The organism is Streptomyces sp. NPDC044571, assembly GCF_040647115.1.
In the GTDB taxonomy this organism is placed as follows: Bacteria; Actinomycetota; Actinomycetes; order Streptomycetales; family Streptomycetaceae; genus Streptomyces.
In genome coordinates this window covers 21292-46976 of sequence record NZ_JBEZBN010000051.1, presented here as the reverse complement: position 1 = coordinate 46976, position 25685 = coordinate 21292, and the positions used below count along the sequence as shown (strand labels likewise).

General features: G+C 74.5%; 15 protein-coding genes and 1 pseudogene. 11 read left to right on the top strand and 5 right to left on the bottom strand.

Annotated features, from left to right (window positions below):
- Window positions 1-81: 81 nt before the first annotated feature.
- The gene (locus AB0B01_RS24315; RefSeq protein ID WP_003966321.1) at window positions 82-267 is read right to left on the bottom strand and encodes a DUF6104 family protein; all 186 of its coding nucleotides are present in this window, start codon (window positions 265-267) and stop codon (window positions 82-84) included.
- A 132-nt stretch (window positions 268-399) separates the two neighbouring features.
- On the opposite strand from AB0B01_RS24315, the gene AB0B01_RS24310 reads away from it, so the two are divergent.
- The 7 genes from AB0B01_RS24310 (at window position 400) to fxsT (ending at window position 12621) form a co-directional block, all read left to right on the top strand.
- Window positions 400-2478: a trypsin-like peptidase domain-containing protein gene (locus AB0B01_RS24310; protein ID WP_361722819.1), complete on the top strand. Its 2079-nt coding sequence runs from the start codon at window positions 400-402 to the stop codon at window positions 2476-2478.
- Window positions 2479-2497: 19 nt separating this feature from the next.
- Complete coding sequence (locus AB0B01_RS24305; protein WP_361722816.1) at window positions 2498-3508, top strand: MoxR family ATPase; 1011 nt, start codon at window positions 2498-2500, stop codon at window positions 3506-3508.
- A gap of 6 nt (window positions 3509-3514) precedes the next feature.
- Window positions 3515-6637 carry an SAV_2336 N-terminal domain-related protein gene (locus AB0B01_RS24300; protein WP_361722813.1) on the top strand — a complete coding sequence of 1041 codons (3123 nt, stop codon included), beginning with the start codon at window positions 3515-3517 and terminating at the stop codon, window positions 6635-6637.
- A 113-nt stretch (window positions 6638-6750) separates the two neighbouring features.
- Entirely contained in the window at window positions 6751-6918 is a 168-nt protein-coding gene (fxsA, locus tag AB0B01_RS24295) for an FxSxx-COOH cyclophane-containing RiPP peptide (RefSeq protein WP_361722810.1), read from the top strand.
- A gap of 115 nt (window positions 6919-7033) precedes the next feature.
- Window positions 7034-8290 carry an FxsB family cyclophane-forming radical SAM/SPASM peptide maturase gene (locus tag AB0B01_RS24290; protein ID WP_361722807.1) on the top strand — a complete coding sequence of 419 codons (1257 nt, stop codon included), beginning with the start codon at window positions 7034-7036 and terminating at the stop codon, window positions 8288-8290.
- Window positions 8287-9552, top strand: a complete 1266-nt coding sequence (locus AB0B01_RS24285; RefSeq protein WP_361722804.1) for an HEXXH motif domain-containing protein — start codon at window positions 8287-8289, stop codon at window positions 9550-9552. The genes AB0B01_RS24290 and AB0B01_RS24285 overlap by 4 nt, the downstream gene beginning before the upstream one ends.
- A gap of 63 nt (window positions 9553-9615) precedes the next feature.
- Window positions 9616-12621, top strand: a complete 3006-nt coding sequence (fxsT, locus tag AB0B01_RS24280; protein WP_361722801.1) for an FxSxx-COOH system tetratricopeptide repeat protein — start codon at window positions 9616-9618, stop codon at window positions 12619-12621.
- 619 nt (window positions 12622-13240) lie between these two features.
- Here fxsT and AB0B01_RS24275 read toward each other — a convergent pair.
- The 4 genes from AB0B01_RS24275 to AB0B01_RS24260 all read right to left on the bottom strand — a co-directional run bounded on the left by AB0B01_RS24275 (window position 13241) and on the right by AB0B01_RS24260 (window position 20103).
- A complete protein-coding gene (locus tag AB0B01_RS24275) occupies window positions 13241-17158 on the bottom strand; it encodes a multifunctional oxoglutarate decarboxylase/oxoglutarate dehydrogenase thiamine pyrophosphate-binding subunit/dihydrolipoyllysine-residue succinyltransferase subunit (RefSeq protein ID WP_361722798.1) in 3918 nt (1305 codons plus the stop codon).
- Between the two features lie 259 nt (window positions 17159-17417).
- Window positions 17418-18554 carry an ATP-binding protein gene (locus AB0B01_RS24270; protein WP_361722795.1) on the bottom strand — a complete coding sequence of 379 codons (1137 nt, stop codon included), beginning with the start codon at window positions 18552-18554 and terminating at the stop codon, window positions 17418-17420.
- Window positions 18551-19291, bottom strand: a complete 741-nt coding sequence (locus AB0B01_RS24265) for a response regulator transcription factor (protein ID WP_356849500.1) — start codon at window positions 19289-19291, stop codon at window positions 18551-18553. Before AB0B01_RS24265 ends, AB0B01_RS24270 begins: the two co-directional genes overlap by 4 nt.
- A gap of 239 nt (window positions 19292-19530) precedes the next feature.
- Entirely contained in the window at window positions 19531-20103 is a 573-nt protein-coding gene (locus tag AB0B01_RS24260; protein WP_361722792.1) for a hypothetical protein, read from the bottom strand.
- Between the two features lie 143 nt (window positions 20104-20246).
- Here AB0B01_RS24260 and AB0B01_RS24255 point away from each other — a divergent pair, with 143 nt between their 5' ends.
- The 4 genes and pseudogenes from AB0B01_RS24255 (at window position 20247) to lon (ending at window position 25595) form a co-directional block, all read left to right on the top strand.
- Window positions 20247-21602 carry a glycosyltransferase family 39 protein gene (locus tag AB0B01_RS24255; protein WP_361722789.1) on the top strand — a complete coding sequence of 452 codons (1356 nt, stop codon included), beginning with the start codon at window positions 20247-20249 and terminating at the stop codon, window positions 21600-21602.
- 57 nt (window positions 21603-21659) lie between these two features.
- Window positions 21660-22511: pseudogene (locus tag AB0B01_RS24250) on the top strand (sulfurtransferase); the annotation flags it as partial.
- Between the two features lie 75 nt (window positions 22512-22586).
- Complete coding sequence (locus AB0B01_RS24245; RefSeq protein ID WP_361722823.1) at window positions 22587-23051, top strand: DinB family protein; 465 nt, start codon at window positions 22587-22589, stop codon at window positions 23049-23051.
- A gap of 144 nt (window positions 23052-23195) precedes the next feature.
- Window positions 23196-25595: an endopeptidase La gene (gene lon / locus AB0B01_RS24240; protein ID WP_361722786.1), complete on the top strand. Its 2400-nt coding sequence runs from the start codon at window positions 23196-23198 to the stop codon at window positions 25593-25595.
- Window positions 25596-25685 lie beyond the last annotated feature (90 nt).

Genomic DNA, 25685 nt, shown 5'->3' with positions numbered 1-25685 from the left:
CCCGGCCCCCCCCCCCCCGGGCCCCCCCGCCCCAACCCACCTCGGCCGTCCCCCTGGGAAACGGCTGGTCTCACTCGACGCTCAGGCGTCCTCGTCGTCCTCGTCGTCCAGCCGGGCCAGCCACGTGGCCAGGCGCTCCACCGGAACCTCGAAGTCCGGGTTCAGGTCGACGAACGTGCGCAGCTGCTCGGCGAGCCACTCGAAGGTGACCTCCTCCTCGCCGCGCCGCTTCTCCAGCTCCTCGATGCCGCGATCGGTGAAGTACAAAGCGGGCTCCGTGCCGTGATGAAGGTGTGCAGGGGGTGTTTCCCGCCAGGATAATCCGCATACCCGGCGAGACCTCCCCCGTCCCCGCCCCCGGCGCTAGCCTTGACTGCCACATACCTGAGGGGGCAGGGGATGCAGGACGGGCGCACGACCGGCACCGCGCGCGCCTACGAGCTCCTCGAACCCCTCGTCCAGGCCGCGACCGTACGCGTCCATGCGGCGCCGGGCGGGTATGCACCCTCTGGGACCGGCCCCACCTGGGGGAGCGGCTTCTTCGTCGCCCCCGGCTGGGTCCTGACGTGCGCGCACGTCGTCGGCGAAGGGGGTGCTGCGGTGCGTCTCGTGGGACGTGAGCTCGGCATCACCTTCTCCTCCGGCGCCGGCGCCACCGGAACCGTCACCGGCCGTGTCGAGTGCGTCCTGCCCGAGCGGCTGGAGGAGCGCCGGCCCGCCCGGCGCGCCCTGTGGGACCTGCCCGACCTGGCGCTGGTCCGCGTCCTCGCGCCGATCTCGCACGCCTGCGTCCGGCTGACCGACCGGGCCCGGCCGCGCCTCGACGAGGTCGCGTACTTCGGCTGTACCGAGGACCTCGGCACCCCCGAGATCACCGGCCGCACCACCCGGCTGCGCGGGACCGCCGCAAACGGCGCCGCCCTGCGCCTCGGCGACGACGACGAGATCGAGCCCGGCATGTCCGGCGGGCCCGTCGTGGACCTGGCCCGCGGCGAGGTCGTCGGCGTGGTCAAGGCCCGCCGGCAGGGCGGAGGCGGCGGGCTCGCCGTCTCCGTGATCCAGTTACGGACCCTGCCGCTCGCCGCCACCGGCCAGATCGGGCTGTACCGCCGGGTCATCCAGGCCCACGACCTCTACCACTACGACCAGCACCTCAGCGATCTGGGAACCCGCCGCACCTGGACCGACGTCCACGACGAGCTGCCCGCCGAGGACGACCCGTACGAGGGGCGCCGGCGGCTCACCCCCGCCGAGCGCACCACCCTGTGCGGGCTGCTCGCCGAACTCCCGCCGCCCCGCTCCTCCGAGGCCGTACGGGCCCTGGTCGAAGCGGCCCGCGGGGAGGAGCCGGACCCGGTCCTGCCCGCACCCCTGAGCTGGCGCGACGGCCTCGGGATGCTGCTCGACCCGCCCGGCTCCGCCGGGGAGGCCGCCGCGATGCTCCGGTACGCGACCGACGTGAGCGTGGCCGACCACCGCGAGCCGCCGTCCCCCGGCGCCGACGAGGAGCTGTGGGACTGGGTCCGGGCCACGGCCGAGCGGCTCTGGAGGCCCCTGCGTCGCGAGCTCGCCGAGCGGCACGAACGCGGCCTGGTCGAACGGGAACGACGCCGCCGCGCCCGGGCCGGCCGGCCCGCGGCAGCCCAGGGCCGGCCGACCGCAGGGCCGCGGCCGGGGCCCTCCGTCCTGCTGGAGGCCTGGGCCCACGGCTGGGAGAACGTGTACGACTGGCGGGTCTCGGTGCTCGCCGGGCCCGCCCACCCGGGGCGGCTCACCCCCGTCGACTCGGGCGAACGCGTCACCGCGGCGGGACTGCCCGAGGCCCTGCGGGCCCCGCTCGCCGAGGCGTTCCGCCGCTGCGACACCCACGACGCGGCCGCCGTCCTCGAAGTCGCCGTCGCCCCCGAGCTGTTCGGGCTGCCCGTCGACACCTGGACCGTGACGGGCCGGGTCCCGCTGGGCGTGCAGCGGCCGGTGGTGCTGCGCCACCCCGCCGGGAGCGGCGAACCCCCGCCCGGCAGCGAGGCCGCCCACCGCAGGGCGGACCGCTGGGCCCGCGTCCAGGCCGGCCCGCCGCTGGACGAGCGGGCCGACTGCGCGCGGGGCCGCCCCCGGATCCCCGACCCGGCCTGGCTCGACGCACTGCCCGACAACACCGTGCCCGTGCACTGCCGGGCCGCCGACCAGGAGCCCACCCTCGGCTCCCTGCAGGCGGTCCACGACGCGGGGTACGGGGTCGCGGTCGGGCGGCGGCCCCCGGCCGATCCGGCCGCGCCGTGCGCGCCGTTCCACCGCGGGCTGCGCGAGGAGCTGACCGAGGCGGGACACGGCGAGCGGCTGCCGGAACGGCTCCAGGCGCTGCGGGCCCGCGCCCACGGAGCGGACCCGGACGCGTACTGGGCCGAAGGGATGACCCTGATCTGGGAGGACCCGGCCCGCGCCCTGCCCGAGGACGAGCCGCTGCACGGTGACCTGTGACCGGAGGGAGGGAGCAGCAGTGAACGAGGAATGGCTCATATACCGGGGGGTGGGCGAACCCCACGACGGGATCGACGCACTGCCCGATCCGCCGCCCTGGCGGGACTTCGACGGCGGCCCCGTCGGCGAGCCCGGCGGCCAGGCCGCGACCGCCGACGGGAACGTCACCCGGCGCCTCGGCGCCCACCGGCAGGCCGCCGAACTGCACCGCCCCGAACCGGAGGAGCTGGAGGCCATCAACGCGGCGCTGTACCTGCGCCGCCCCCTGCTGGTCACCGGGTACCCGGGCACCGGGAAGTCGACCCTCGCGCACGCCGTGGCCCACGAGCTGAAACTCGGCCGGGTGCTGCGCTGGCCCGTGGTGTCGCGGACGGTGCTCCAGGAGGGGCTGTACCGGTACGACGCCATCGCCCGCCTCCAGGACGTGCAGATCGCCGCCGGCGGCGGCGCACCCGGCGGCGCCCCGGGCATCGGAAAGTACATCCGCCTCGGCCCGCTCGGCACCGCCCTGCTGCCCACCGAACGGCCCCGCGTCCTGCTCATCGACGAGCTCGACAAGAGCGACATCGACCTGCCCAACGACCTGCTGAACGTACTGGAGGAAGGCGAGTACGCGCTGCCCGAACTGGAGCGCGTCGCCGACACCGAACCCGAGGTGCAGGTACTCACCGACGACGGGGCGAAGGTCACCGTCCGGGGCGGCCGGGTGCGCTGCCGGGCCTTCCCCTTCATCATCCTGACCAGCAACGGCGAACGGGACTTCCCCGCCGCCCTGCTGCGCCGCTGCATCCAGCTCAAACTCGGCCAGCCCGGCGAGAAACGGCTCGCCACCATGGTCCGCGCCCACCTCGGCGAGGAGGCCGCCCAGCTCGGCGCCGACCTGATCCGCGAGTTCCTCAGCCGCTCCCAGTCCGAACTGGTCGCCGCCGACCAGCTGCTGAACGCCATCTACCTCACCCACTACGCCGCCCCGCCCACCCGGGAGGACCTCGCCGACCTGCTCATCCAGCGCCTCGACCGTCCGAGGTGAGCGGCCGTGACCCCCGACCGGCCACCGGTCCCCCCGGGCCTGCGCGAACTGGCCGCGCTCCTGCGCACCGCGGGACTCGACCCCTCCGCCGAGGAACTCGCCGACGCCCTGTGGCTGGCCGGGCACATCGGCCCGCCCGCGGCCGGCGGCCCCCCGCGCCAGGAGGTCCGGATCAGGCGCCCGCGGACCGGGGGCGCGCCGCCGCCCGAGGAGGAGCCCGTACGGCCCGGCGCACCAGCCGAGGACCCCGTCCGGCTGTACGCCTCCCGGGCAAGGGGGACCGTCGCGGAGGAGGCCGCCCTGCTGCCGGACGGGGGAGGGGTGCCCGTACGGGTGCCCGGGGCCGCGGCCCTGCCCCGGATACTCGACATCCAGCGGGCCCTGCGCGCCCTCCAGCGGCACCGGCCGCCCGGTCCGCCCACCCGGCTCGTGCTCGACGAGCCCGCCACCGCCGAGGCCAGCGCCCGGGCCCTCGGGCTGGTCATTCCGGTGCTGCGGCCGGAGAGCCGGCGCGAGGCGACCGTACGGCTGGTGATGGACGCGTCCCCGTCCATGGCCGTCTGGCAGGAGATGTTCGAGGAACTCCGGGCCGTGTGCGAGCGCTTGGGCGCCTTCCGGGACGTGCAGGTGCACTACCTGCACCGGCTCGCCGACGGCCGCGCGGCCCTCGGGCGCGGGCCCGGCCCCGGCACCCGGCTGCGCTCCGGGGACCAGCTGCGCGATCCCACCGGCCGGGCGCTGACCATGGTCGTTTCCGACTGCGCCGGCCCGCTGTGGCGAGAGGGCGAGGCCCAGCGGCTGCTGTACCGGTGGGCCGAGTGCACCCCCTGCGTGGTCGTGCAGCCGCTGCCCCAGCGGCTGTGGAACAGGAGCTGGCTGCCGACCGAGCGGGGCGCTCTCACCCGCGTCGAAGGCGGGTCGGGCAGGCTCAAGTTCCGCCCCGACCGGCCGGCCCGGCCCGGGCGGCCCACCGGCGGGCTGACCGTCCCCGTCCTGCCGCCCCGCGCGACCGCCCTCGGCGCCTGGGCCCGCCTCGTCGCAGGACTGGGCACCGGGCCCGTACCCGCCGAGGTGGGCCGGGTGCTCGCCGACCACCCCGCCGCTCCGGTACCGCCGCCCCGGGCCGTGCGGCCGCCGCAGGAACTGGTGCGCCGCTTCCGCTCCTCGGCCTCGCCGCGCGCCGTGCAGCTCGCGGTGTACCTGTCGGCCGCGCCGCTGACCCTGCCGGTGATGCGCCTGGTCCAGCGCACGATGCTGCCCGACTCGGAGCCCTCGGACCTGGCCGAGGTCCTGCTCAGCGGGCTGCTGCGGCGCGGCACCTCACCCGGGCAGTGGTACGAGTTCGTGCCCGGCGTCCAGGACGTGCTGCTCGGACCGCTCGGGCGGGACGAGGCCGCCCTCGTGCTCAAGCACTGCTCGGAGTACGTCCTCGCGCACTTCGGGCGGGGCGTGCGCAACTTCCCGGCGCTCGCCGTCTCTCAGCTGACCGGTGCGCCCCTCGTCGAGGAGGGCGGGGACGAACGGGTCCCCGCCGGGCGCCTCCCGCAGGCCTTCGCCGAGGTCTCGGCGAGAGTCGTACGGCGCTACCTGCCCGGCCCCGACGAGGACGAACGCGCCGCGGACGTCCCGGACGCACCGCCCGGCCGGGCCTGGGCGGTGCGCACCGCGCGCGACCGGCTCGCCGCACCCGACCCCGACGTCGGCGGGCGCGGGCTGTACGAGGCCGCCGCCGTGCTGCGCCGGGCCGTGGCGGCCCCCGCCGGCGCCGACGACCCGCCGGGGGAGGCGGAGTGCGAGCTCGCGGCCGTGCTGCTGCGGCTGTGGGCCCGCCGCCGGGACCCCGACCTGCTGACCGAGGCCCAGCGGGCGGTGACCGGGCTCCCGACCGCGCAGGCCCGGGCCGTCCTCGGCCGGGTGCTGTACGAACGGGCCCTGGAGGGCGCGCCCGACGCGGAGCTGCTGGCCGCGGCGGAACGGGAGTTCACTGCGGCTGCCGCCGCCCCGGACCTGGATCCGCAGCTGCGGCTGGACTGCGTGGTGCGGCGGGCCCAGACCCTGGTCCGGCTGGGGAAGCTGCGGGAGGACACCGGGGCGCTGCGCGAGGCACGGGCCGCCCTGGAGGCCCTGGCCGGACCGGCGCCCGTACCGCTGGTGCAGGCCGCCCTGGGCCGGGTGCTGCTGGCGCTGCTGAGCCGCACGCCCGACCCGGCGGAGCGCACCGCCCTGGCCGAACAGGCCGCCGACCGCCTCGCCGCGGGGCTCGCCGCCGGGCCGGGCGCCCGCATCCGGGTGGAGCTGGCGACGGCCCTGCGCCATCTGCCCGGGCGGCTGGAGGAGGCCGCCGAACAGCTGGGCCTGGCCCTCGCCGAGGCCCCCGCGGATCCCGAACTGCGCCTGGCCGGGCTGGTCTGCCTGGCCAGGGTGCACCGCGCCCGGTACGCCCGGGACGGTGACCCGGCGGCCCTGGAGGACGCGGCCGAGGCCTACGGCCGGGCCCGCAGGCTGATCCCCCGGGACGGGGAGGCGTACGGGGAGCTGCTGCCCGAGTGGGGCGAGGTCCTGCTGGACCGGGCGCGGGCCGCCGACGGGCGGCGCTTCACCTCGGCCGCCGTACGGGTGCTGCGCGACAGCCGGGCGGCGGTGCCGCAGTCCGACCCCCGGTCGGCGCAGCGGTTGCTGCGGCTCGCGGCGGGGCTGCGGCTGCGGCACGCGTACGAGGGCGACCTGGTGGACCTGCGGGAGGCCGAGTACCTGCTGGAACTGGCCGTCCGGCAGAGCCGCGACCCGCTGGAGCAGGCGCGTGCCTGGCGGGAGCACGGAGACGTCCAGCAGGAGATCCACTCCCACACCCGGGGACTGGACCGGCTCGACCGGGCGGCCGACTCCTACCGGCGGGCGTGGCGCCAGGCGCTGGCCGCCGACCGGGAGGAGCGCGAGGAGGTGGCCGTGGAACTGGCCGCCCGGGTCCAGGAGCTGCGGGGGGAGGTGCTGGAGCGGCTGGCGCGGCCCCGGGCGGCCCTGGACGCCTACCGCTCCGCGGTGGAGCTCCTGGGGCGGCTCGGAACGGCCGCCGCCGACCGGAGGGAGGCGGTGCAGGTGCGCGTACGCCTGCTGGAGGCGGCGCTGTGACGTCCCCCGGGGCTTGGAGGGCCGAGGCAGTGGGAAAGGGCAGTGGACCATTGAATGCACAGACTCGACAGGGGGACGGGCAGCCCATGGTGACGCGGCACCAGGAAACGGCCATGACGGGAACAGCCTGCGCCGGACCGTTACCGGACCTGTCCGGGTTCGATCTGGCCGCACTGCGCGCCATCGACCATCCCGTGCTCGCCCAGGTGATCGAGGGCATGGTGGAGCGGGTCACCCACCCCGCCGAAATCCTCAACGCCTTCGATTCCGGGGTCTCGTGACACAGCGCGTTCCCAGCGCCACTCAGCGCACGCAGAGTTGACCGTTTTCCGCCGTTAGCCCGGGCTGTCCGCGGGCAGGGATGGACCGTCCGCCGGGGGGAGGGAGGTGCAGGCCATGAGGCAGACCCGCACGGGCGGCGCCGCGCTGACCGCCCACCGCACGCACGCCCCCTGGCCCCACGCCCGACTCGACGTGGCCGCCGCCCGCGCCCAGGGCCACCGACCCCACCCGATACGGCAGTTCGTCCTCAAGACCCGCAGCCGCTGCAACCTCGCCTGCACCTACTGCTACGTCTACGAAATGGCCGACCAGGGCTGGCGCGGCCAGCCCGCCGCCATGGCCCCGGCCACCGTCGCCCGTACCGCCGAGCGCATCGCCGAACACGCCGCCGCCCACGCACTGACCCGCGTCGACCTCGTCCTGCACGGCGGCGAACCGCTGCTCACCGCACCCGACCGGCTCGCCGTCCCCGTCGACGCCGTACGGGCCGCGCTCGCCCGGACCTCCCCGCGCACCCGGGTCACCGCCACCGTCCAGACCAACGGCACCCTGCTCACCCGCGGCCGGCTCGCCGCGCTCGCCGCCGCGGGGATCCGCGTCGGCGTCAGCCTGGACGGCGGGCTCCCCGCGCACAACACCCGGCGCGTGGACCACGCCGGACGGCCCGGCTTCACCGCCGCGGCCCGCGGCCTGCGGCTGCTCGCCCGCCATCCCGCCGGCTACGCCGGGGTGCTGTGCGTCATCGACCTCGACCAGGACCCGGTGGAGACCTACGAGTCCCTCCTCGCCTTCGCCCCGCCCGCCATCGGCCTGCTGCTGCCCCTCGCCAACTGGAGCACCCCGCCGCCCGGCCACCACCCGCCCCGGACCCCGTACGCCGACTGGCTCCTCGCCGTCTTCGAACGCTGGTGGCAGGACGGGGTCCTGCGCACCCGGATCCGGATCTTCGAGGAGATCATCGCCCTGCTGCTCGGCCTGCCCGCCGCCACCGAGACCCTCGGCCTCGCCCCGGCCGCCACCGCCGTCATCGAGACCGACGGCAGCCTGGAACAGGCCGACTCCCTGAAATCCGCCTACGAGGGCGCCGCCGCCACCGGGATGAGCGTGCACCGCCACAGCTTCGACCAGTTCCTCGACCACCCCGGGCTCGCCGCCCGGCAGCTCGGCCTCGACGCCCTGGCCGCAGGCTGCCGCACCTGCGAGCTCGTCACGGTCTGCGGAGGCGGCCACTACCCGCACCGCTACCGCGCCGGCGAAGGCTTCCGGCAGCCGTCCGTGTACTGCGCGGACCTCCAGGTCGTCATCCGGCACATCGCCGCCGCCCTGCACCGGGCCGCGGTCCCCGCGGCCCCCCGGGCGGCCGCCTCATGACCGGCACGGCCGCCACCCTGACCGGATTCACCGTCGGCTCGGCCACCCTGCGCGCCCTCGCCTCCACCGAACCCTGCACCGAGGCCACCCGCCTGATCCGCGCCGTCCGCCGCTCCAAGCGCCTCGTCCTGCTGCGCGCCGTACTCGACGCCGTTCCCGCCGGCCGGGCCGCGGAGGCCGCCGACCACTGGGCCCTGCTGGAGGAGGCCGAACGGCACGACCCCGCAGCCGTCCACGACGTCCTGCACTACCCGACCACCGGCGTGTGGGCCGAGGAGACCCTGCGCAGGCTGCACGCCCCCGCCGGGCCGCCGCCCGACCTCGGCCACCTCGGGGCCCTCGCCGTCGCCGCCGCCCTGCGCGCCGGCATCACCTTCAAGGCCGCACTGCGGCCCACCGGCGGCCGCCTCGCCCTCCCCACGCTCGGCCTGCTGCGGCCTCCGCGCCCGGGCCCGCTCGCCCTCACCGAGCGCTCCTGGGACCCCGAGGACCCCGCGGTCCTCACCCTGCACACCCTGCCCGGGGGACACACCGCCCTCGACGACCTCGACCCGTACCGGGCCACCGGCCCCGCCCACCCGGCCAGCGCCCGCCCCGCCCGTCGGCTCACCCCCAAGGGGCACAAACGCTGGGACACCCAGTGGTCCGGCGCGCTCACCCTGCTCCAGCGCTACGACACCGCCCGCGCCGGGGAGGTCGGCCGGCTGCTGCGCTCCGTCGTCCCGCTGGGCGGCGGCGCCCGCTCCAGCGGCGCCACCCTGCCCGCAGCCGCCGGAGCCGTCCTCGCCCGCGCCCAGGCCCCGCCCGCCCTGGCCGCCACCCTCGTCCACGAGGTGCAGCACGGCAAACTGGCCGCCCTCGCCGACATCCTGCCGCTGCACACCGCCGACCGGACACCCCTGTACTGGGCCCCCTGGCGCAGCGACCCCCGCCCGTTGGAGGGACTGCTGCACGGCGCGTACGCCCACCTGGCCCTGGCCGGCTACTGGCAGCGCGCCGCCCTCTACGGGGCCCGCGGCGCCTGGGCGCAGCACGCCCGGATCCGGGCCCAGGTGGCCGCCGTCCTCCCGGTCCTGCACGAGCACCCCCGGCTGACCGCGGCCGGACGCCAGTTCACCGCCGCGATGACCGCCGCCGAGCAGGCCATGGACGAACTGCCGCCCCCCGGCGACCAGCACGCCACCGCCCGCCGGGCCGTCGACCGCGAACGCCGCGCCTGGTGCGAGGACCACCCCGAACTCGCCCCTTTCGCACAGGGATGACGGACCGTCCGCTGCGGTACCTTTTCAACCCCGTCCACTGCCCGGATTCAGGGAGACGGCCGCATGACCACCGGTAGTCGGCAGGACCGAGACCGAGACGGAGCCGCGCAGCCGCAGCGCTTCGTCATCAGCTTCGCGGGCTTCAACCGCCCCTGGGCCGTGTGGATCGCCCACCGCCTGGAGGAGCACGGCCACCGCGTCGCCCTCCAGCGCTGGGACCCGCAGAACAGCCCGGGCATCGCGCAGGCCCTCGACGACCTCGCCCGCAGCGGCAGCCGCGTCCTGCTGGTCCTCAGCGAACGCTACTTCTCCGCGGGCACCCACACCGACGAGGAGTGGAACACGGCCCTGCGGACCGTCACCGACGACCACCCCGGCCGGTTCGCGGCCGTCTGCCTCACCGACGCCCCGCTGCCCAGCGCCGTCGCCGTCCTGGAGAAGACCGACCTGTGGGGCCTGGACGCGTACGAGGCCGAATACCGCGTGCTGCGCAGGCTGGAGCTGCCGACCGACCGGATCGGCACCGAGACCGGCCGCCGCGGCCCCCGCTTCCCCAACGACCCGCCCGAGATCTGGGGCCGGGTCCCGCGCCGCAACCCGCGCTTCACCGGCCGCAACGACGTCATCGGCCGACTGCGGGCCGCCCTGACCGAAGCGCCGCCCGGGGCGGCCACCGTGACCCTGCTCGGCCTGTCCGGGGTGGGCAAGACGCAGGTCGCCACTGAATACGCCTACCGCTTCGCCTCCGAGTACGACGTGGTGTGGTGGGTGCCCGCCGAGGACCGGCCGACCCTGCGCGAGCGGCTCGCCGACCTGGCCCCCGCCCTCGGCCTGCCGCTGGGCGCGGGCAGCTACGGCGAGCAGATCCGGGCCGTCCTGGAGGCGCTGCGGCGCGGCTCCCCGTACCACCGCTGGCTGCTGGTCTTCGACGGCTGCGACAACCCCGACGACCTCACCGATCTGCTGCCGCAGGGCGCCGGCGACGTCATCATCACCTCCCGCAACCGCGAATGGGCCTCCCGGCACACCAGCCTCGTCGAAGTCCCGCTCTACGCCCGGCCCGAGTCGATCACCTTCATCCGCCGCCGGGCCATCCGGCTCACCGGCGAGGAGGCCGACCAGCTCGCCGAGGCCCTGGAGGACTACCCTCTCGCCCTCGACCAGACCGCCGGCTGGCTCGCCGACTCCCCGCTGACCGTCGGCGACTACCTGCGGCTGCTGCGGAGCCGGCTGGACTCACGGGAGGCCGTCACCGTCTCCGACGACTACCCGCTGCCCTTCCCGACCGCCCTGGCGATACTCCTCAACAACGTCCGGGAGAACTTCCCCGACGCCCTCGCCCTGCTGCGGCTGTTCGTGTTCTTCGCACCCGGACCGGTGCCCCTGCGGCTGCTGCGCGAGTTCCCCGCCGCCGACGTGCCCGAACAGCTCGCCGGGCTGATCAACGACCAGATCCGCTGGAACGCGGCCCTCAACAAACTGGTCCAGTTCTCGGTGGTACGCCTCGAATACTCCGACCTGTCCGTGGAGGAGGGCGGCGGGCTGGAGACCGTACAGCTGCACCGCATGGTCCACGGCATCGTCCGCGAGGACCTCTCCGCGGACGAGGCCGAACCCCTCTCCCGCGCCGTGCGCCAGGTCCTCGCCGCCGCCGACCCCGGCCGGCCCTCCGATTCCCGGCTCTGGCCGAGGTACGCCGAACTCATCCCGCACCTGGAGAGCTCCGGCGTCCTGACCAGCACCAATCCGCGCATCCAGAACTTCCTGTTGCACTGCCTGCGGTACCTGATCCTCGCCGGGGAGTACCGCACCTGCCTGCGGCTCGCCGAACTGACCGACGCCGTCTGGCGCACGATGCTCGGCGACGACCACGACCAGGTGCGCGAGCTCAGCTACCACTACGGCGGCGCCCTGCGCATGCTCGGGCACTTCAAACGTGCCGAGACCCTCGCCAAGGCGGTCGCCGACCGCATGCTGGCCGAGCGGGGCGACCGCGACCTGGAAACCCTGCGCGCGACCAGCACCTACGCCGGGGTCCTGCTCAGCACGGCCAAGTTCGACCAGGCCCGGGAACTCCTGGAGCACGCCTTCGCCCGCTACCGCGAGCTGCTCGGCGAGGACGACTCCATCACCCTCAACGCCGAGAACAACGTCGCCGTCGCGCTGCGGCTGCTCGGCCGCTACCAGGAGGCCTACGACACCGACCTCGACACCCTGCGACGGCGCGAACGGGTCCTGCGCGTCCGGCACATCGCCACCCTGTCCTCCGGGATCGGCTGCGCGATGGGCCTGCGGCTCATGGGCCGCTACCGCGAGGCCCTCGCCCGCCAGGAACAGGGCCTCAAGCTCAACTCCCAGGTGCTGGGCGCCAACCACCCGCAGACCCTGCGCGCCGAGCACAACCTCGGGATGTGCCTGCGCCGCTCCGGGGACATCCCCGGCGCCGGAGCCCGGCTGCGCAGCGTCCTGGAGCGCTCGACGCGGGTGTTCGGCGCGACGTTCCCGTGGACGCTGATGGTGGCCTCCGACTACGCCACCTACCTGCGGGAGTACGGGGACATCGGCGAGGCCCGCCGGATCTCCGAGGAGGTCGTACGCGGCTACCAGACGCAGCTCGGCCTCGCCCACCCGTACAGCATCGGCACCGTCGGCAACCTCGGCCTGGTGCTGCGCGCGCAGGGCGAACGGGTCGAGGCCCTCAGCCTCGCCGAACAGGCGCTGGTCGGCATGCGGGGCGCGGTGGGCGAGCGGCACCCGTGGACCCTGGGCTGCGCCCTCAACGCCACCGGGCACCGCAACATCACCGGCCGCCTGGAGGACGCGCTCGACCTGAGCCGGGAGACCCTCCGCGGCTGCGAGCAGGTCCTCGGCCCCGACCACCCGATGACGCTGAGCGCCCAGATCGCCCTGGCGGCCGACCTCCGGTCGGTACGGGAGGACGTGGAGGCACAGAAGCACGAGGACGCGGGCCTGCGCGCCCTGACCCGCACCCTGGGCCCCCAGCACGTCCACACCGTCTCGGCCCGCCAGCAGATGCGCCCGTACTGGGACTTCGAACCACAGCCGTAGGGGGTACGGGGCTTGCGCCCGGGCGGGGCCTCTTCCCCCTCTCCCCACCGCCCCGGGGCGGTGGTTGCCCACCCGCCCCTCGGCGGCCAGGTGGGGGGCGGTGGATTGCCGGGCGGGGTCGGGGCCGGCGTCAGAGACACCCACGCGGGCGCATCTCGGCTGCGCGGGCTGGTTCCCGGGGCCGCCCAAGCCCCACCATCCAGCCCGGGGGCCCACAGGCATACGTGTTCCGAGTCGCGGGCGGCCTACCCGCACGAAACAGCGACGAGAGCCTCATCGGGAGCCGCAGCCGCGTCGAATCGCTACGCGCTCCTCAATGACGGCGTCCGGCGGCCGTCCGGGGCCGGACATGGGCCGCCACCGATCGCTACGTGGCTGAGGTGCCCCGGCGGCGATCAGCCCGACAGGGCTTGCCGGCCCTTTCGACACGGGACCCGCTGCCTGCTCTCGGCACATGGGTCCCCCCGAAGCCCCCCGTTCCGCAAGCCGATCCGGGCGCGAAATGCCGCCGGCCCTCGGCCACCCGGGCGCCAGCCGCGTACGTGGCCGCCCCCGGAACGGCCGGAAGGCCCGGCCCCCTTGAGGGGTCGGGCCTTCCTTGTTCAGCTCAGCGCAGCGACTAGGCCTCGAAGACCTCGTTCAGCAGCAGCTGCTGCTCCGCCTGGTGGCGCTTCGCGGAGCCCACCGCCGGGGAGGAGCCGTGCGGGCGCGAGATGCGCCGCAGGCGCTCGCCCGCCGGGATGTCCGCGCCGACCGCGAGGTCGAGGTGGTCGATCAGGTTCAGCGCGATGAACGGCCACGCACCCTGGTTCGCCGGCTCCTCCTGCGCCCAGATGTACTTGGCCGCGTTCGGGAACTTGGCGATCTCCGCCTGGAGCTCGGCACCCGGCAGCGGGTACAGCCGCTCGATGCGGATGATCGCCGTGTCGGTGACACCGCGCTTCTGCCGCTCGGCCTCCAGGTCGTAGTAGACCTTGCCCGCGCAGAAGACGACCTTGCGCACCGCGTTCGGGTCGACGGCGGAGTCGCCGATGACCGGGCGGAACGAACCGCTCGTGAACTCCTCCGCCTTCGACGCCGCGGCCTTCAGGCGCAGCATCGACTTCGGGGTGAAGACGATGAGCGGCTTGTGGTGCGGGTTGTGGACCTGCCAGCGCAGCAGGTGGAAGTAGTTCGACGGCAGCGTCGGCATGGCGACCGTCATGTTGTTCTGCGCGCACAGCTGGAGGAAGCGCTCGGGGCGGGCGGAGCTGTGGTCCGGGCCCTGGCCCTCGTAGCCGTGCGGCAGCAGCAGCGTGACGCCGGAGGTCTGGCCCCACTTCTGCTCGGCCGAGGAGATGAACTCGTCGACGACGGTCTGCGCGCCGTTGACGAAGTCACCGAACTGGGCCTCCCACAGGACCAGCGCGTCCGGACGGGCCAGCGAGTAGCCGTACTCGAAGCCCATGGCCGCGTACTCGGAGAGCAGCGAGTCGTAGACGTTGAACCGGGCCTGGTCGTCCGACAGGTACTGCAGCGGGGTGTGGTCCTCGCCGGTCTCCCGGTCGATCAGCACCGCGTGGCGCTGGCCGAAGGTGCCGCGGCGGGAGTCCTGGCCCGACAGCCGGACCGGGGTGCCCTCCATCAGCAGCGAGCCGAAGGCCAGGGTCTCGCCCATGCCCCAGTCGATGGTGCCCTCGTCGATCATCGCCGCGCGGCGCTGCAGCTGCGGCAGCAGACGCGGGTGGACGGTGACGTGGTCGGGGATGTTGACCTGCGACTCGGCGATCCGCTTGACGACCTCCGGGGAGACCGCGGTGTCCACGGGCACCGGGAACTCGGCCTGACCGGCCGGGGCGACCGGCGGGGCGATCGCGGGCTGCGTGGCGGCCTCGCGGACCTCCGCGAAGACCTTCTCCAGCTGGCCCTGGAAGTCCTGGAGCGCCTGCTCGGCCTCTTCGAGCGTGATGTCGCCGCGACCGATCAGGGACTCGGTGTAGAGCTTGCGCACCGAGCGCTTCTTGTCGATCAGGTCGTACATCAGCGGCTGCGTGAAGGCCGGGTTGTCGGACTCGTTGTGGCCGCGGCGGCGGTAGCAGATGAGGTCGATGACCACGTCCTTGTTGAACGCCTGGCGGAACTCGAAGGCGAGCCGCGCGACGCGGACCACGGCCTCCGGGTCGTCACCGTTCACGTGGAAGATCGGCGCCTCGATCATGCGGGCCACGTCGGTCGCGTACATCGAGGAACGCGAGGACTCCGGGGCGGCGGTGAAGCCGACCTGGTTGTTGATCACGACGTGGACGGTGCCGCCGGTGCGGTAGCCGCGCAGCTGCGACATGTTGAGCGTCTCGGCGACGACGCCCTGGCCGGCGAAGGCCGCGTCACCGTGCAGCGCGACGGGCAGGACGGTGAAGTCCGTACCGCCCTTGTTGATGATGTCCTGCTTGGCGCGGGCGACACCCTCCAGGACCGGGTCGACCGCCTCCAGGTGGGAGGGGTTCGCGACGAGCGAGACCTTGATCTGCTCGCCGTCGAGACCGGTGAAGGTGCCCTCGGCGCCCAGGTGGTACTTGACGTCGCCGGAGCCGTGCATGGACTTCGGGTCGAGGTTGCCCTCGAACTCGCGGAAGATCTGCGCGTAGGACTTGCCGACGATGTTCGCGAGCACGTTCAGGCGGCCGCGGTGGGCCATGCCGATGACGACCTCTTCGAGGCGGGCCTCGGCGGCCGAGTCGATGACGGCGTCGAGCAGCGGGATGACGGACTCGCCGCCCTCCAGCGAGAAGCGCTTCTGGCCGACGTACTTCGTCTGCAGGAAGGTCTCGAAGGCCTCCGCCGCGTTCAGCCGGCGCAGGATGCGCAGCTGCTCCTCACGCTCCGGCTTGGAGTGCGGGCGCTCGATGCGGTCCTGGATCCACTTGCGCTGCTTGGGGTCCTGGATGTGCATGAACTCGACGCCGGTGGTGCGGCAGTACGAGTCGCGCAGCACGCCGAGGATGTCGCGCAGCTTCATCATCGACTTGCCGGCGAAACCGCCGACCGCGAACTCGCGCTCCAGGTCCCACAGGGTGAGGCCGTGCTCGGTGATGTCGAGGTCGGGGTGCTTGCGCTGCTTGTACTCCAGCGGGTCGGTGTCGGCCATGACGTGGCCGCGGACCCGGTAGGAGTGGATCAGCTCGAAGACGCGGGCGGCCTTCGTGACGTCGTCGTCGTGCGAGGCGTCGATGTCGCGGTTCCAGCGGACCGGCTCGTACGGGATGCGCAGCGACTCGAAGACGCCGTCGTAGAAGCCGTCCTCGCCGAGCAGCAGGTTGGCGACGATGCGCAGGAACTCGCCGGAGGCCGCGCCCTGGATGACCCGGTGGTCGTAGGTCGAGGTCAGGGTCATGACCTTGGAGATGCCCAGCTTGTTCAGGGTGTCCTGCGAGGTGCCCTGGAACTCGGCCGGGTAGTCCATGGAGCCGACGCCCATGATGACGGACTGTCCGGGCATCAGGCGGGGCACGGAGTGCACGGTGCCCAGGCCGCCGGGGTTGGTCAGCGAGACGGTGACGCCGGTGAAGTCGTCCATCGTCAGCTTGCCGACGCGGGCGCGGCGGACGATGTCCTCGTACGCCTGCCAGAACTCGAAGAAGTTGAGGGTCTCGGCCTTCTTGATGCCGGCGACGACGAGCTGGCGGTCGCCGTTCGGCTTCACCAGGTCGATCGCGAGGCCGAAGTTCACGTGCTCCGGCTTGACCAGGGTCGGCTTGCCGTCCTTCTCCGCGAAGGAGTAATTCATGGACGGCATGGCCTTGATGGCCTGCACCATCGCGTAGCCGATGAGGTGGGTGAAGGAGATCTTCCCGCCCCGGGCGCGCTTGAGGTGGTTGTTGATGACGATGCGGTTGTCGAACAGCAGCTTCACCGGGACGGCGCGCACGGACGTGGCCGTCGGCACCTCCAGCGAGGCGTTCATGTTCTTCGCCACGGCGGCAGCCGGGCCGCGGAGCGTCACCAGCTCGGGGCCCGCGGGGGCCTCGGCGGCGGGCGCGGCCTGCTTGGGGGCTGCGGTGGCGGGAGCGGCGGCCGGGGCCTGAGATGCGGGCGCGGCCGGTGCGGCGGCCGGGGCCTGGGAGGTGACAGTCACAGCAGGGGCACCAGAGGGGGTGGCAGGAGCAGGGGCAGGAGCTGACACAGGAGTGGGCGCGGCAGATGCGGGCGCGGCGTCAGCCGCTGCGGTGGAGCCGGTGCCTGCACCGGGGCCGGCCGCCCCCGTGGCGGCAGCCTCGGAGACCTGCGGGGCCTGGGTGACGGTCGTGGCGGCCTGTGCGGAGGCGCCATCCGTCACCGGGGACTTCTTCGGCTCTTCGGCCTTCGCGGGAGCGGCAGCGCCGCCCGGCTTGTAGTCGGCGAAGAAGTCCCACCAGGCCCGGTCGACCGAGTTCGGGTCCTGGAGGTACTGCTGATAGATCTCGTCGACGAGCCACTCATTCGCGCCGAAGCCCGAGGCAGGGGTCTTCCCGCCCCCTGCTTCGGTCGTGGTGGTCGGGTTACTGGGGGACTGTGGCGACACGGCGGCAACCGCCCTCTTCCGCTTCACAAGGTATGGACAGCGGGAATAAAGGCTACGCCTCTCCAGGGGTGAGATGCAGACCGGGCCGGACTTCCGTCATGTAGGTCACACCGAACGGCGGGTTTCGCCGCGCGGAATGGCGGGAAACCAGCCAGGTTCGGGTAGGCGGCACCGAGGTTGCGGCCCCCATGGCTTCGCACCCCTGACGGACCCCGGGCACGTGTGGCCGAGATCATGTCCTTCCCACTCGAACCCTACGTCAATGCGGCGCCTGTGAACTGCCCGGAAGCGTGACAAGGATGCGGCAGCCGCGTGACGATTCGGCCACTCCGATGTCCCCTCCGTGCAGGCCGACGGCCCAACGGGCGATCGCCAGGCCCAGCCCGGTGCCCCCGTCGCCGCCGTGGGCGCTGCCGCGGTTGAACCGTTCGAAGACCCGGTGCCGCTCGGCCTCGGGGATGCCGGGCCCCTCGTCCCGTACCTCCAGCGCCAGGCTCCCCGGAGTCTCGCCCGCGCGGGCCCGGACCGTGACCCGGCCGTGCGGCGGGCTGTGCTTGACCGCGTTGTCGATCAGGTTCGCCACCACCTGGTGGAGGCGCTCGGCGTCCGCGTAGGCCGTCAGTCCGGACGGGAACACGTCAAGGTGCAGGTGCACGTCGTTGCGGGTGTGCCCGCCCGAGCCGGAGGACAGGCCCGGCCGGCCGGCGGCGGCGAGGCCCGACTCCTTCAGCACGCCCGACAGGTACGGCCACACCTCGAAGCGGCGGGCCTTCAGCGGCACCACCCCGTTGTCCACCCGGGACAGGTCCAGCAGCGTCTCGACCAGCCGCCCCAGCCGCTCGGTCTGCTTCAGCATCGTCCGCATGGTCTCCGGGTCGGCGGCCGAGACCCCGTCCACCACGTTCTCCAGCACCGCCCGCAGGGCGGCGATGGGCGTGCGCAGCTCGTGCGAGACGTTGGCGACCAGCTCCCTGCGGTGCCGGTCCACCGCCTCCAGGTCGTCCGCCATCAGGTTGATGGTGGAGGCCAGGTCGCCCAGCTCGTCGCGGCGCCCCGCCCCGCGGACCCGGCGGGTGAAGTCCCCGTGGGATATCGCCCGGGCCACGGTGGTCATCTCGTCCAGCGGCGCCGTCAGGCCGTGCGCGACGAACTGGGTGATGAGCATCGAGGCGATCACCGAGAAGACGGTGATGAACCGCAGCTCGGTGTCCGTGCGCAGGGCCACCATCAGCAGCCCCGTGGTGATGAAGACCGACACCACGACCAGCGTGCCCAGCTTGGTCTTGATCGAGAAGGGGGAGTACGGCCTCAGCTGGTGGGCGGGCCGGGGCCGCGGCGGGCGGCCCGTACCGGGGCCCGTACCGGGGCCCGTACCGGGGCGCATGCCGCGGCTCATGCCTGGGCCGGGGTCTCCAGGGCGTACCCGACGCCGTGGACCGTACGGATCCGCTCCGCCCCGATCTTGCGGCGCAAGGCCTTGATGTGGCTGTCGACCGTACGGGTCCCGGACGCGTCGGCCCAGTCCCACACCTCGGCCAGCAGCTGCTCCCGGGAGAGCACCGCCCGCGGGGTCCCGGCCAGGCACACCAGCAGGTCGAACTCGGTCGGGGTCAGGTGCACGTCCTCGGACTGGACCCGGACCCGGCGCTGCGCGTGGTCGATCTCCAGGTCGCCCAGGCGCAGCGTGGCCCCGCGCGGGGCGTGCGCGGCGAGCGTGGCCCGCTCCACCCGCCGCAGCAGGACGTGGACCCGCGCGGCCAGCTCGCGCATCGAGAACGGCTTCGTCATGTAGTCGTCCGCTCCGACCCCGAGCCCGACCAGCATGTCCGTCTCGTCGTCGCGGGCGGTGAGCATCAGCACCGGCACCGGCCGCTGCGCCTGGACCCGGCGGCAGACCTCCAGCCCGTCGAAGCCGGGCAGCATCACGTCGAGGACCAGCAGCTCGGGCTGCCAGCTCTCGGCCGCCGCCACGGCCGCCGGGCCGTCGAAGGCCGCCTGGACCTGGAAGCCCTCGGCGCGCAGCCGGGCCGCGATGGCATCGGCGATGGTGCGGTCGTCCTCGACCACGAGCACGCGCCGCTGAGCGCCGGGAGTGGCCGCGGCCCCGCTGTGGGTGGTGTGTGTCTGTTCCATTTCCGCCCCTGAAGATCCGCGTAATGGGGTGCAGCGTAGAGGAGCCACCGGCCTGCGGCTATGCGGGGTTCGGACAGGCCAGGCGGCGGAACCAATGGTTCCGATTCCGTCGGGAATGGGGATATGACGGGCCATGCCGGGTGCCCGGCCGCCCTCGGGAGACGGGGCCGGCCGCGCGGCGGGGCCGGGCACCGCCCCCGGTTTGTGGGCCTCCTACAGGACGCCGCCCGCCCGCGGCCTCAGCCGCTCTCGAACGGGGGCAGCGCCGCGAGCACCTTCTGCAGCCCCGGCGGTACCGACCCGTCGGCGGTGGCCACCTCGAAGCCGGCGTGCACGAACGCGTACGTGAACCCGTCGAACACCGTCGGACCGCCGCGCACCACCCGGGGCAGGTGCGCGAAGTCCGCCTCTGCGAGCGCGGTGCGCAGCACCGCGAGCCGGTCCGGTGCCAGCTTCCCGCTCCCCTCGGGTCCGCCCTGCCCGTCCAGCCGGGTCCACGAGCCGTCGCCCCTGATCAGCAGCGTGTGCGTCCTGCCCGCGAAGCCGCCGCTGCGGGTGACCGTGACCAGGCGTTCCGCCGCGGAGGACGGGGCCGGGGAGGCGGGCGGCCCCGAGGCCGACGCCGGGGGCGACGGGGTCGCGGCCGGCGCACCCGTCGGGCCGGGCGCCGCGGACGAGCGGGCCGTGGCCCCGGGGGCGGGCGGCGCCGACGGGGTCACGGCCGCCGAGGCCGTCCCCCCGGAGCCGGACCCGCCGCCGGAGCCCGCACCGCATCCGCCCAGCGCCACCGTGCCGAGCAGTACCGCCGCCACTCCTCGCACCGCACGCACACCCCACCCCCACGGGTCCTCGGGCCGACCCCCGAGTATGGAGTCGGCACCCCCCGTACGGAAAGCACCAGGAGGACGACATCCGCAGCATCGCCCCCTGGCGCTGGCTGCCTGCGCTGCTCGCCGTGCTCCTCGGCCTCTGGGGCCTGCGCCGCGGCGGCAGCATGTGGCGCGACGAGTCCGTCACCTGGCAGGTGGCGCACCGGCCGCTCGGCGGCATCGGCGAACTGCTGGGCCAGGTCGACGCCGTGCACGGGCTGTACTACCTGCTCATGCACGCCGTCTTCCTCGTGGGCGGAGACGGCCTGTGGACGCTGCGCCTGCCCTCCGTCGCCGCCACCGCCCTCGCGGCGGCCGGCGTGGCCGCCATCGCCCGGCGGCTCGCGGGGGAGCGGGCCGCGCTGCTCGCCGGGGCCGTGTACGCCCTGCTGCCGCCCGTGCAGATGTACGCCCAGGAGGGGCGCTCGTACGCCCTGGTCGCGGCCGCGGTGGTGTGGGCCACGTACCTGATGCTGTGCGAGCGGTGGACGGCCTACACGGTGGTGCTGCTGCTGGGCTGCTGGCTCCACGAGTTCGCCGCCCTCGCCGTGCTCGCGCACGCCTTCCGGGGCCGCCGCTTCCGGGGCTGGCGCCGCAGCGCCGCGGTCGTGGCCGCCCTGCTGCTGCCGCTGGCCGTGGTCACCGCCCGGCAGGCCCAGCAGCAGCTCGGCTGGCTCGGGCGGCCGAGCTGGCAGGACTGGGTGGCGTACGCGGTGGTCGGGGTCGTGTCGCTGCTGCTCGCGCGCGGGACGGCCGTGCGGGAGCTGGCCGGCGTGGCCCTGCCGCTCGTCCTGCTGCCGCCCGGGCTGCTGATGGCGGTCTCGCTGGTCCACCCCTGGTACGTCGACCGGTACGTGCTCTACGCCCTGGCCGGGCCGGCCCTGCTGGCGGGGGCCCGGCTGTCCGCGCTCCGGGTGCCCGCGCTCCGGGTGCCCGCGCTCCGGCCGTCCGGGGCCGGGTTCCGGTGGTGGGGGTCCTGGGCGCTGGCCGGGGTCCTGCTCGTGCCGTCCGGCTGGTGGTCGGCGTGGCTGCGTACGCCCGAGAGCCGCAAGGACGACGTCCTCGCGGTGGCCGCCGCGGTCCGGGAGCGGGCCGCGCCCGGGGACGCGGTGCTGTTCCTGCCGGCGCGGCGGCGCGAGTGGCTGCTGTCCTCGCCGGACGTGTACGGGGGCCTGTACGACCTGGCCCTGGACCGCACCCCGGCGGCCTCGCACACCCTCCAGGGCACCGAGCTGCCCGCGGACCGGATATGGGCCCGCCTGGTGGACGCACCCCGGGTGGTGGCCCTCCTGGACCCGCCTGACCAGCCCCGCGACCGCACCCCCGCGGAGGCGGTCAAACGCCAGACCCTGGCCGCCCACTTCGAGCTGTGCTCCCTGACGCCGGCCCGGGGCGCCCGGATCGCCGTCTTCGCCCCACCGGGCCACTGCCCCCCGGGGTGAGCGGTACGGCAGGATGGCGCCACTGATCACGTACCAGGCTCCGGGGGGCGCGCCGCAATGACCAGTGACGAGAACGGGAACGCGGGGGCCCTGCCGGGGCCGCTGGTCGACGTGCGGTGGCTGGGGGAGCGGCTCGGTGCGCCCGGGCTCGTCGTCCTCGACGCCTCCGTCGGCGCCCACCGCGGTGCCGCCGTGCGGATCCCGGGGGCGCGGCCCTTCGACCTCGACGGCGACCTCTCCGACCACGAGGCCTCCGCCCCGCACACCATGCCCGCGCCCGAACGGTTCACCGAAGCCGTACGCGGCCTCGGCATCGACGACACCAGCACCGTCGTCGTCTACGACGGCGCCGGCATCTACTCCAGCGCCCGCGCCTGGTGGATGCTGCGCGCCATGGGCTTCGACCGGGCCGCCGTCCTCGACGGCGGGCTGCCCGCCTGGGTCGCGGCGGGGCTGGACGTGGAGAGCACCGCCCCCGCCTACGCCGGCCCGGCCGGCTCGTTCACCGCCCGGGCCCGCCCCGGGCTGCTGGTGGACCGTGCCGCCGTCCGCGCGGCCCTGGCCGATCCGGCCGCGGCCGTACTCGACGCCCGGACCCGCGAACGCTTCGCCGGCACCGCCCCCGAGTCCCGCCCGGGGTTGCGCGGCGGCCACATGCCGGGCGCGGTCAATCTGCCGTTCGGGGAACTCCAGCGCGACGGCGGCCGGATGCGCCCCGCCGCCGAACTGCGCCAGACCTTTGCCGCGTTGGCCGCAGACCGCGAAGAGCTCTACTTCAGCTGCGGCTCGGGAGTGACGGCGTGCGTCCTCGCCCTCGGCGCCACCCTCGCCGGCTACACGCACCTGGCGGTCTACGACGGCTCCTGGACCGACTGGGCCATGGACCCGGAGCTCCCGGCGGTGACCGGCCGGAGGGCCGAGTTCTTCCCCGGCACCACCACCGAGCGGGAGTTCGACGTGCCCGCCACGGGCGAGGAGCGGCACATGCTGGCCGGGTTCCTCGCCGCCCAGCGCGCCACGCTGGAGCTGAAGTGCGCGGGCCTGGAGGGTGCGGACCTGGCGCTGCGTTCCGTGGAGCCCTCCACGCTGTCGCTGCTCGGCCTGGTCCGCCACCTCGCGGACGTGGAACGCCGGTGGTTCCGGCGCGTCCTCGCCGGGGAGGAGGCTCCGGCGCTGTTCTCCTCGGAGGCCGACCCGGACGGGGACTTCGACCGCGCACAGGCCGGCCCGGCCGCCGTCGCGCAGGCGTGGCAGGCCTGGCGCTCGGAAGTGGCGTTCGCTGAGGCCTTCGTCGCGGACGCGCCGCACCTCGACGTCGAGGGCGAGGACGCGTGGCGCGGACGGGTCTCGCTGCGCTGGGTGCTGATCCATCTGGTCGAGGAGTATGCGCGCCACAACGGCCATGCCGACCTGCTGCGCGAGCGGATCGACGGGGCCGTCGGCATCTGACGCAGGAGCGGCCGGCACCGCAGCGGCCCGCCCGCGGCGGCCCGTCATGCCGTGTTCGCCCCGGGCGAACGGGGGTTGGGGAACATTGGGAGGCGCACATGCATTGAGTCGGCATAGCTCAACTTCACTGCCGGAGGGAAGATCATGGCTTCGACGTCCGTAACGCTCACTCTGCCCGTGCTGCCGCTCGACGACGAGGTCGTGCTGCCCGGGATGGTCGTCCCGCTCGAACTGTCCGACGCCGAGGTGCGGGGGGCCGTCGAGGCCGCCCAGGCGGCGGGCGGGAGCGGGAAGCCCCGGGTGCTGCTCGTGCCGCGCGTCGACGGGAAATACGCGGGCACCGGTGTGCTCGGAACCGTCGAGCAGGTGGGGCGGCTCTCCGACGGGGACCCCGGGGCGCTCATCCGCGGCGTCGGCCGCGTCCGTATCGGCGCCGGTACCACCGGCCCCGGCGCCGCGCTCTGGGTCGAGGGCGAGAGTGTGGACGAAAAGCTCGCCGAGCCGCTTCCCGGGGCCGTGGCCGAGCTCGTCAAGGAATACAAGGCCCTCGCCACCAGCTGGCTCAAGAAGCGCGGCGCCTGGCAGGTCGTGGACCGGGTCCAGCAGATCGAAGGCGTCTCCGCCCTCGCCGACAACTCCGGCTACTCGCCGTTCCTGACGGTGGCCCAGAAGGTGGAGCTGCTGGAGACCGCCGATCCCGTCGCGCGGCTCAAGCTCGCCATCACGTGGCTCCGCGACCACCTCGCCGAGCAGGACGTCGCCGAGTCCATCGCCAAGGACGTCCAGGACGGCGTCGAGAAGCAGCAGCGCGAGTTCCTGCTGCGCCGTCAGCTGGAGGCCGTCCGCAAGGAACTGCGCGAGCTGAACGGGGAGAAGGAGGGCGAGGAGTCCGACGACTACCGCACCCGCGTCGAGGCCGCCGACCTCCCCGAGAAGGTGCGGGAAGCCGCCCTCAAGGAGGTCGAGAAACTGGAGCGGGCCAGCGACCAGTCCCCCGAGGGCTCCTGGATCCGGACCTGGCTGGACACGGTGCTGGAGCTGCCGTGGAACGAGCGCACCGAGGACGAGTACGACATCCGCGGGGCCCGGGCCGTCCTCGACGCCGAGCACGCCGGGCTGAGCGACGTGAAGGACCGCATCACCGAATACCTCGCCGTACGCAAGCGCCGCTCCGACCGGGGCATGGGCGTCGTCGGCGGCCGCCGCGGCGGGGCCGTGCTCGCGCTCGTCGGGCCGCCCGGTGTGGGCAAGACCTCCCTCGGGGAGTCCGTCGCGCACGCCATGGGCCGCAAGTTCGTCCGGGTCGCCCTCGGCGGCGTACGGGACGAGGCCGAGATCCGCGGCCACCGCCGGACGTACGTCGGCGCGCTGCCCGGGCGGATCGTCCGCGCCATCAAGGAGGCCGGGTCCATGAACCCGGTCGTGCTCCTCGACGAGATCGACAAGGTGGGCTCCGACTTCCGCGGGGACCCCGCCGCCGCCCTGCTGGAGGTCCTGGACCCGGCCCAGAACCACACCTTCCGTGACCACTACCTGGAGGTGGAGCTCGACCTCAGCGACGTGGTCTTCCTCGCCACCGCCAATGTGCTGGAGGCCATCCCGGAGGCCCTCGCGGACCGCATGGAGCTCGTCCGCCTCGACGGCTACACCGAGGACGAGAAGATCGTCATCGCCCGCGACCACCTGCTGCCCCGTCAGCTGGAGCGGGCCGGTCTGGAAGCCGACGAGGTGGTCCTGGAGGAGGACGCCCTGCGCAAGCTCGCCGGGGAGTACACCCGCGAAGCGGGCGTGCGCACCCTGGAGCGCTCCATCGCGCGGCTGCTGCGCAAGGTGGCCTCGCAGCACGAACTGGGCGAGCAGGAACTGCCCTTCCGGATCGGCGCCGACGACCTGCGCCCCCTCATCGGCCGGCCGCACCACGTCCCCGAGTCCGCGCAGGACCCGGCGGAGCGGCGCACCGCCGTCCCCGGCGTGGCCACCGGCCTCGCGGTGACCGGCGCGGGCGGTGACGTGCTCTTCGTCGAGGCCTCGCTGGCCGACCCGGAGACCGGGGCCGCAGGGCTCACCCTCACCGGCCAGCTCGGCGACGTGATGAAGGAGTCCGCGCAGATCGCACTCAGCTTCCTGCGCTCGCACGGAGCCGAGCTGGAGCTGCCGGTGGCCGACCTGAAGGACCGGGGCGTGCACATCCACTTCCCGGCGGGCGCCGTCCCCAAGGACGGCCCGAGTGCGGGCATCACCATGACCACCGCGCTCGCCTCGCTGCTGTCCGGCCGGCAGGTCCGCACGGACGTGGCGATGACCGGCGAGGTCTCGCTGACCGGGCGGGTCCTGCCGATCGGCGGGGTCAAGCAGAAGCTGCTCGCCGCGCACCGGGCCGGCCTGACCACCGTGATCATCCCGAAGCGCAACGAGGCCGACCTCGACGACGTCCCGTCCGAGGTCCTGGAGGGGCTTGAGGTGCACCCGGTGACGGACGTGCGCCAGGTCCTGGAACTGGCGCTGGCGACGGCCGGCGCCCAGGCGGTGGCCACCGCGGCCTGACCCGCCACCGCGGCCTGACCCGCCGGGGCGGCCCGGGCTCCCGCTGCGGCGGGGTCCCGGGCCGCCGCCGTACCCGCTGCGAAATACTGG

Bases quoted from the DNA above. Each gene is read 5' to 3' on its own strand.
- lon (WP_361722786.1), top strand. From the start codon at position 23,196: ATGGCTTCGACGTCCGTAACGCTCACTCTGCCCGTGCTGCCGCTCGAC.
- AB0B01_RS24290 (WP_361722807.1), top strand. From the start codon at position 7,034: ATGAGGCAGACCCGCACGGGCGGCGCCGCGCTGACCGCCCACCGCACG.
- AB0B01_RS24265 (WP_356849500.1), bottom strand. From the start codon at position 19,291: ATGGAACAGACACACACCACCCACAGCGGGGCCGCGGCCACTCCCGGC.
- AB0B01_RS24310 (WP_361722819.1), top strand. From the start codon at position 400: ATGCAGGACGGGCGCACGACCGGCACCGCGCGCGCCTACGAGCTCCTC.
- AB0B01_RS24285 (WP_361722804.1), top strand. From the start codon at position 8,287: ATGACCGGCACGGCCGCCACCCTGACCGGATTCACCGTCGGCTCGGCC.
- AB0B01_RS24245 (WP_361722823.1), top strand. From the start codon at position 22,587: ATGCTGGCCGGGTTCCTCGCCGCCCAGCGCGCCACGCTGGAGCTGAAG.
- fxsT (WP_361722801.1), top strand. From the start codon at position 9,616: ATGACCACCGGTAGTCGGCAGGACCGAGACCGAGACGGAGCCGCGCAG.
- fxsA (WP_361722810.1), top strand. From the start codon at position 6,751: ATGACGGGAACAGCCTGCGCCGGACCGTTACCGGACCTGTCCGGGTTC.
- AB0B01_RS24270 (WP_361722795.1), bottom strand. From the start codon at position 18,554: ATGAGCCGCGGCATGCGCCCCGGTACGGGCCCCGGTACGGGCCCCGGT.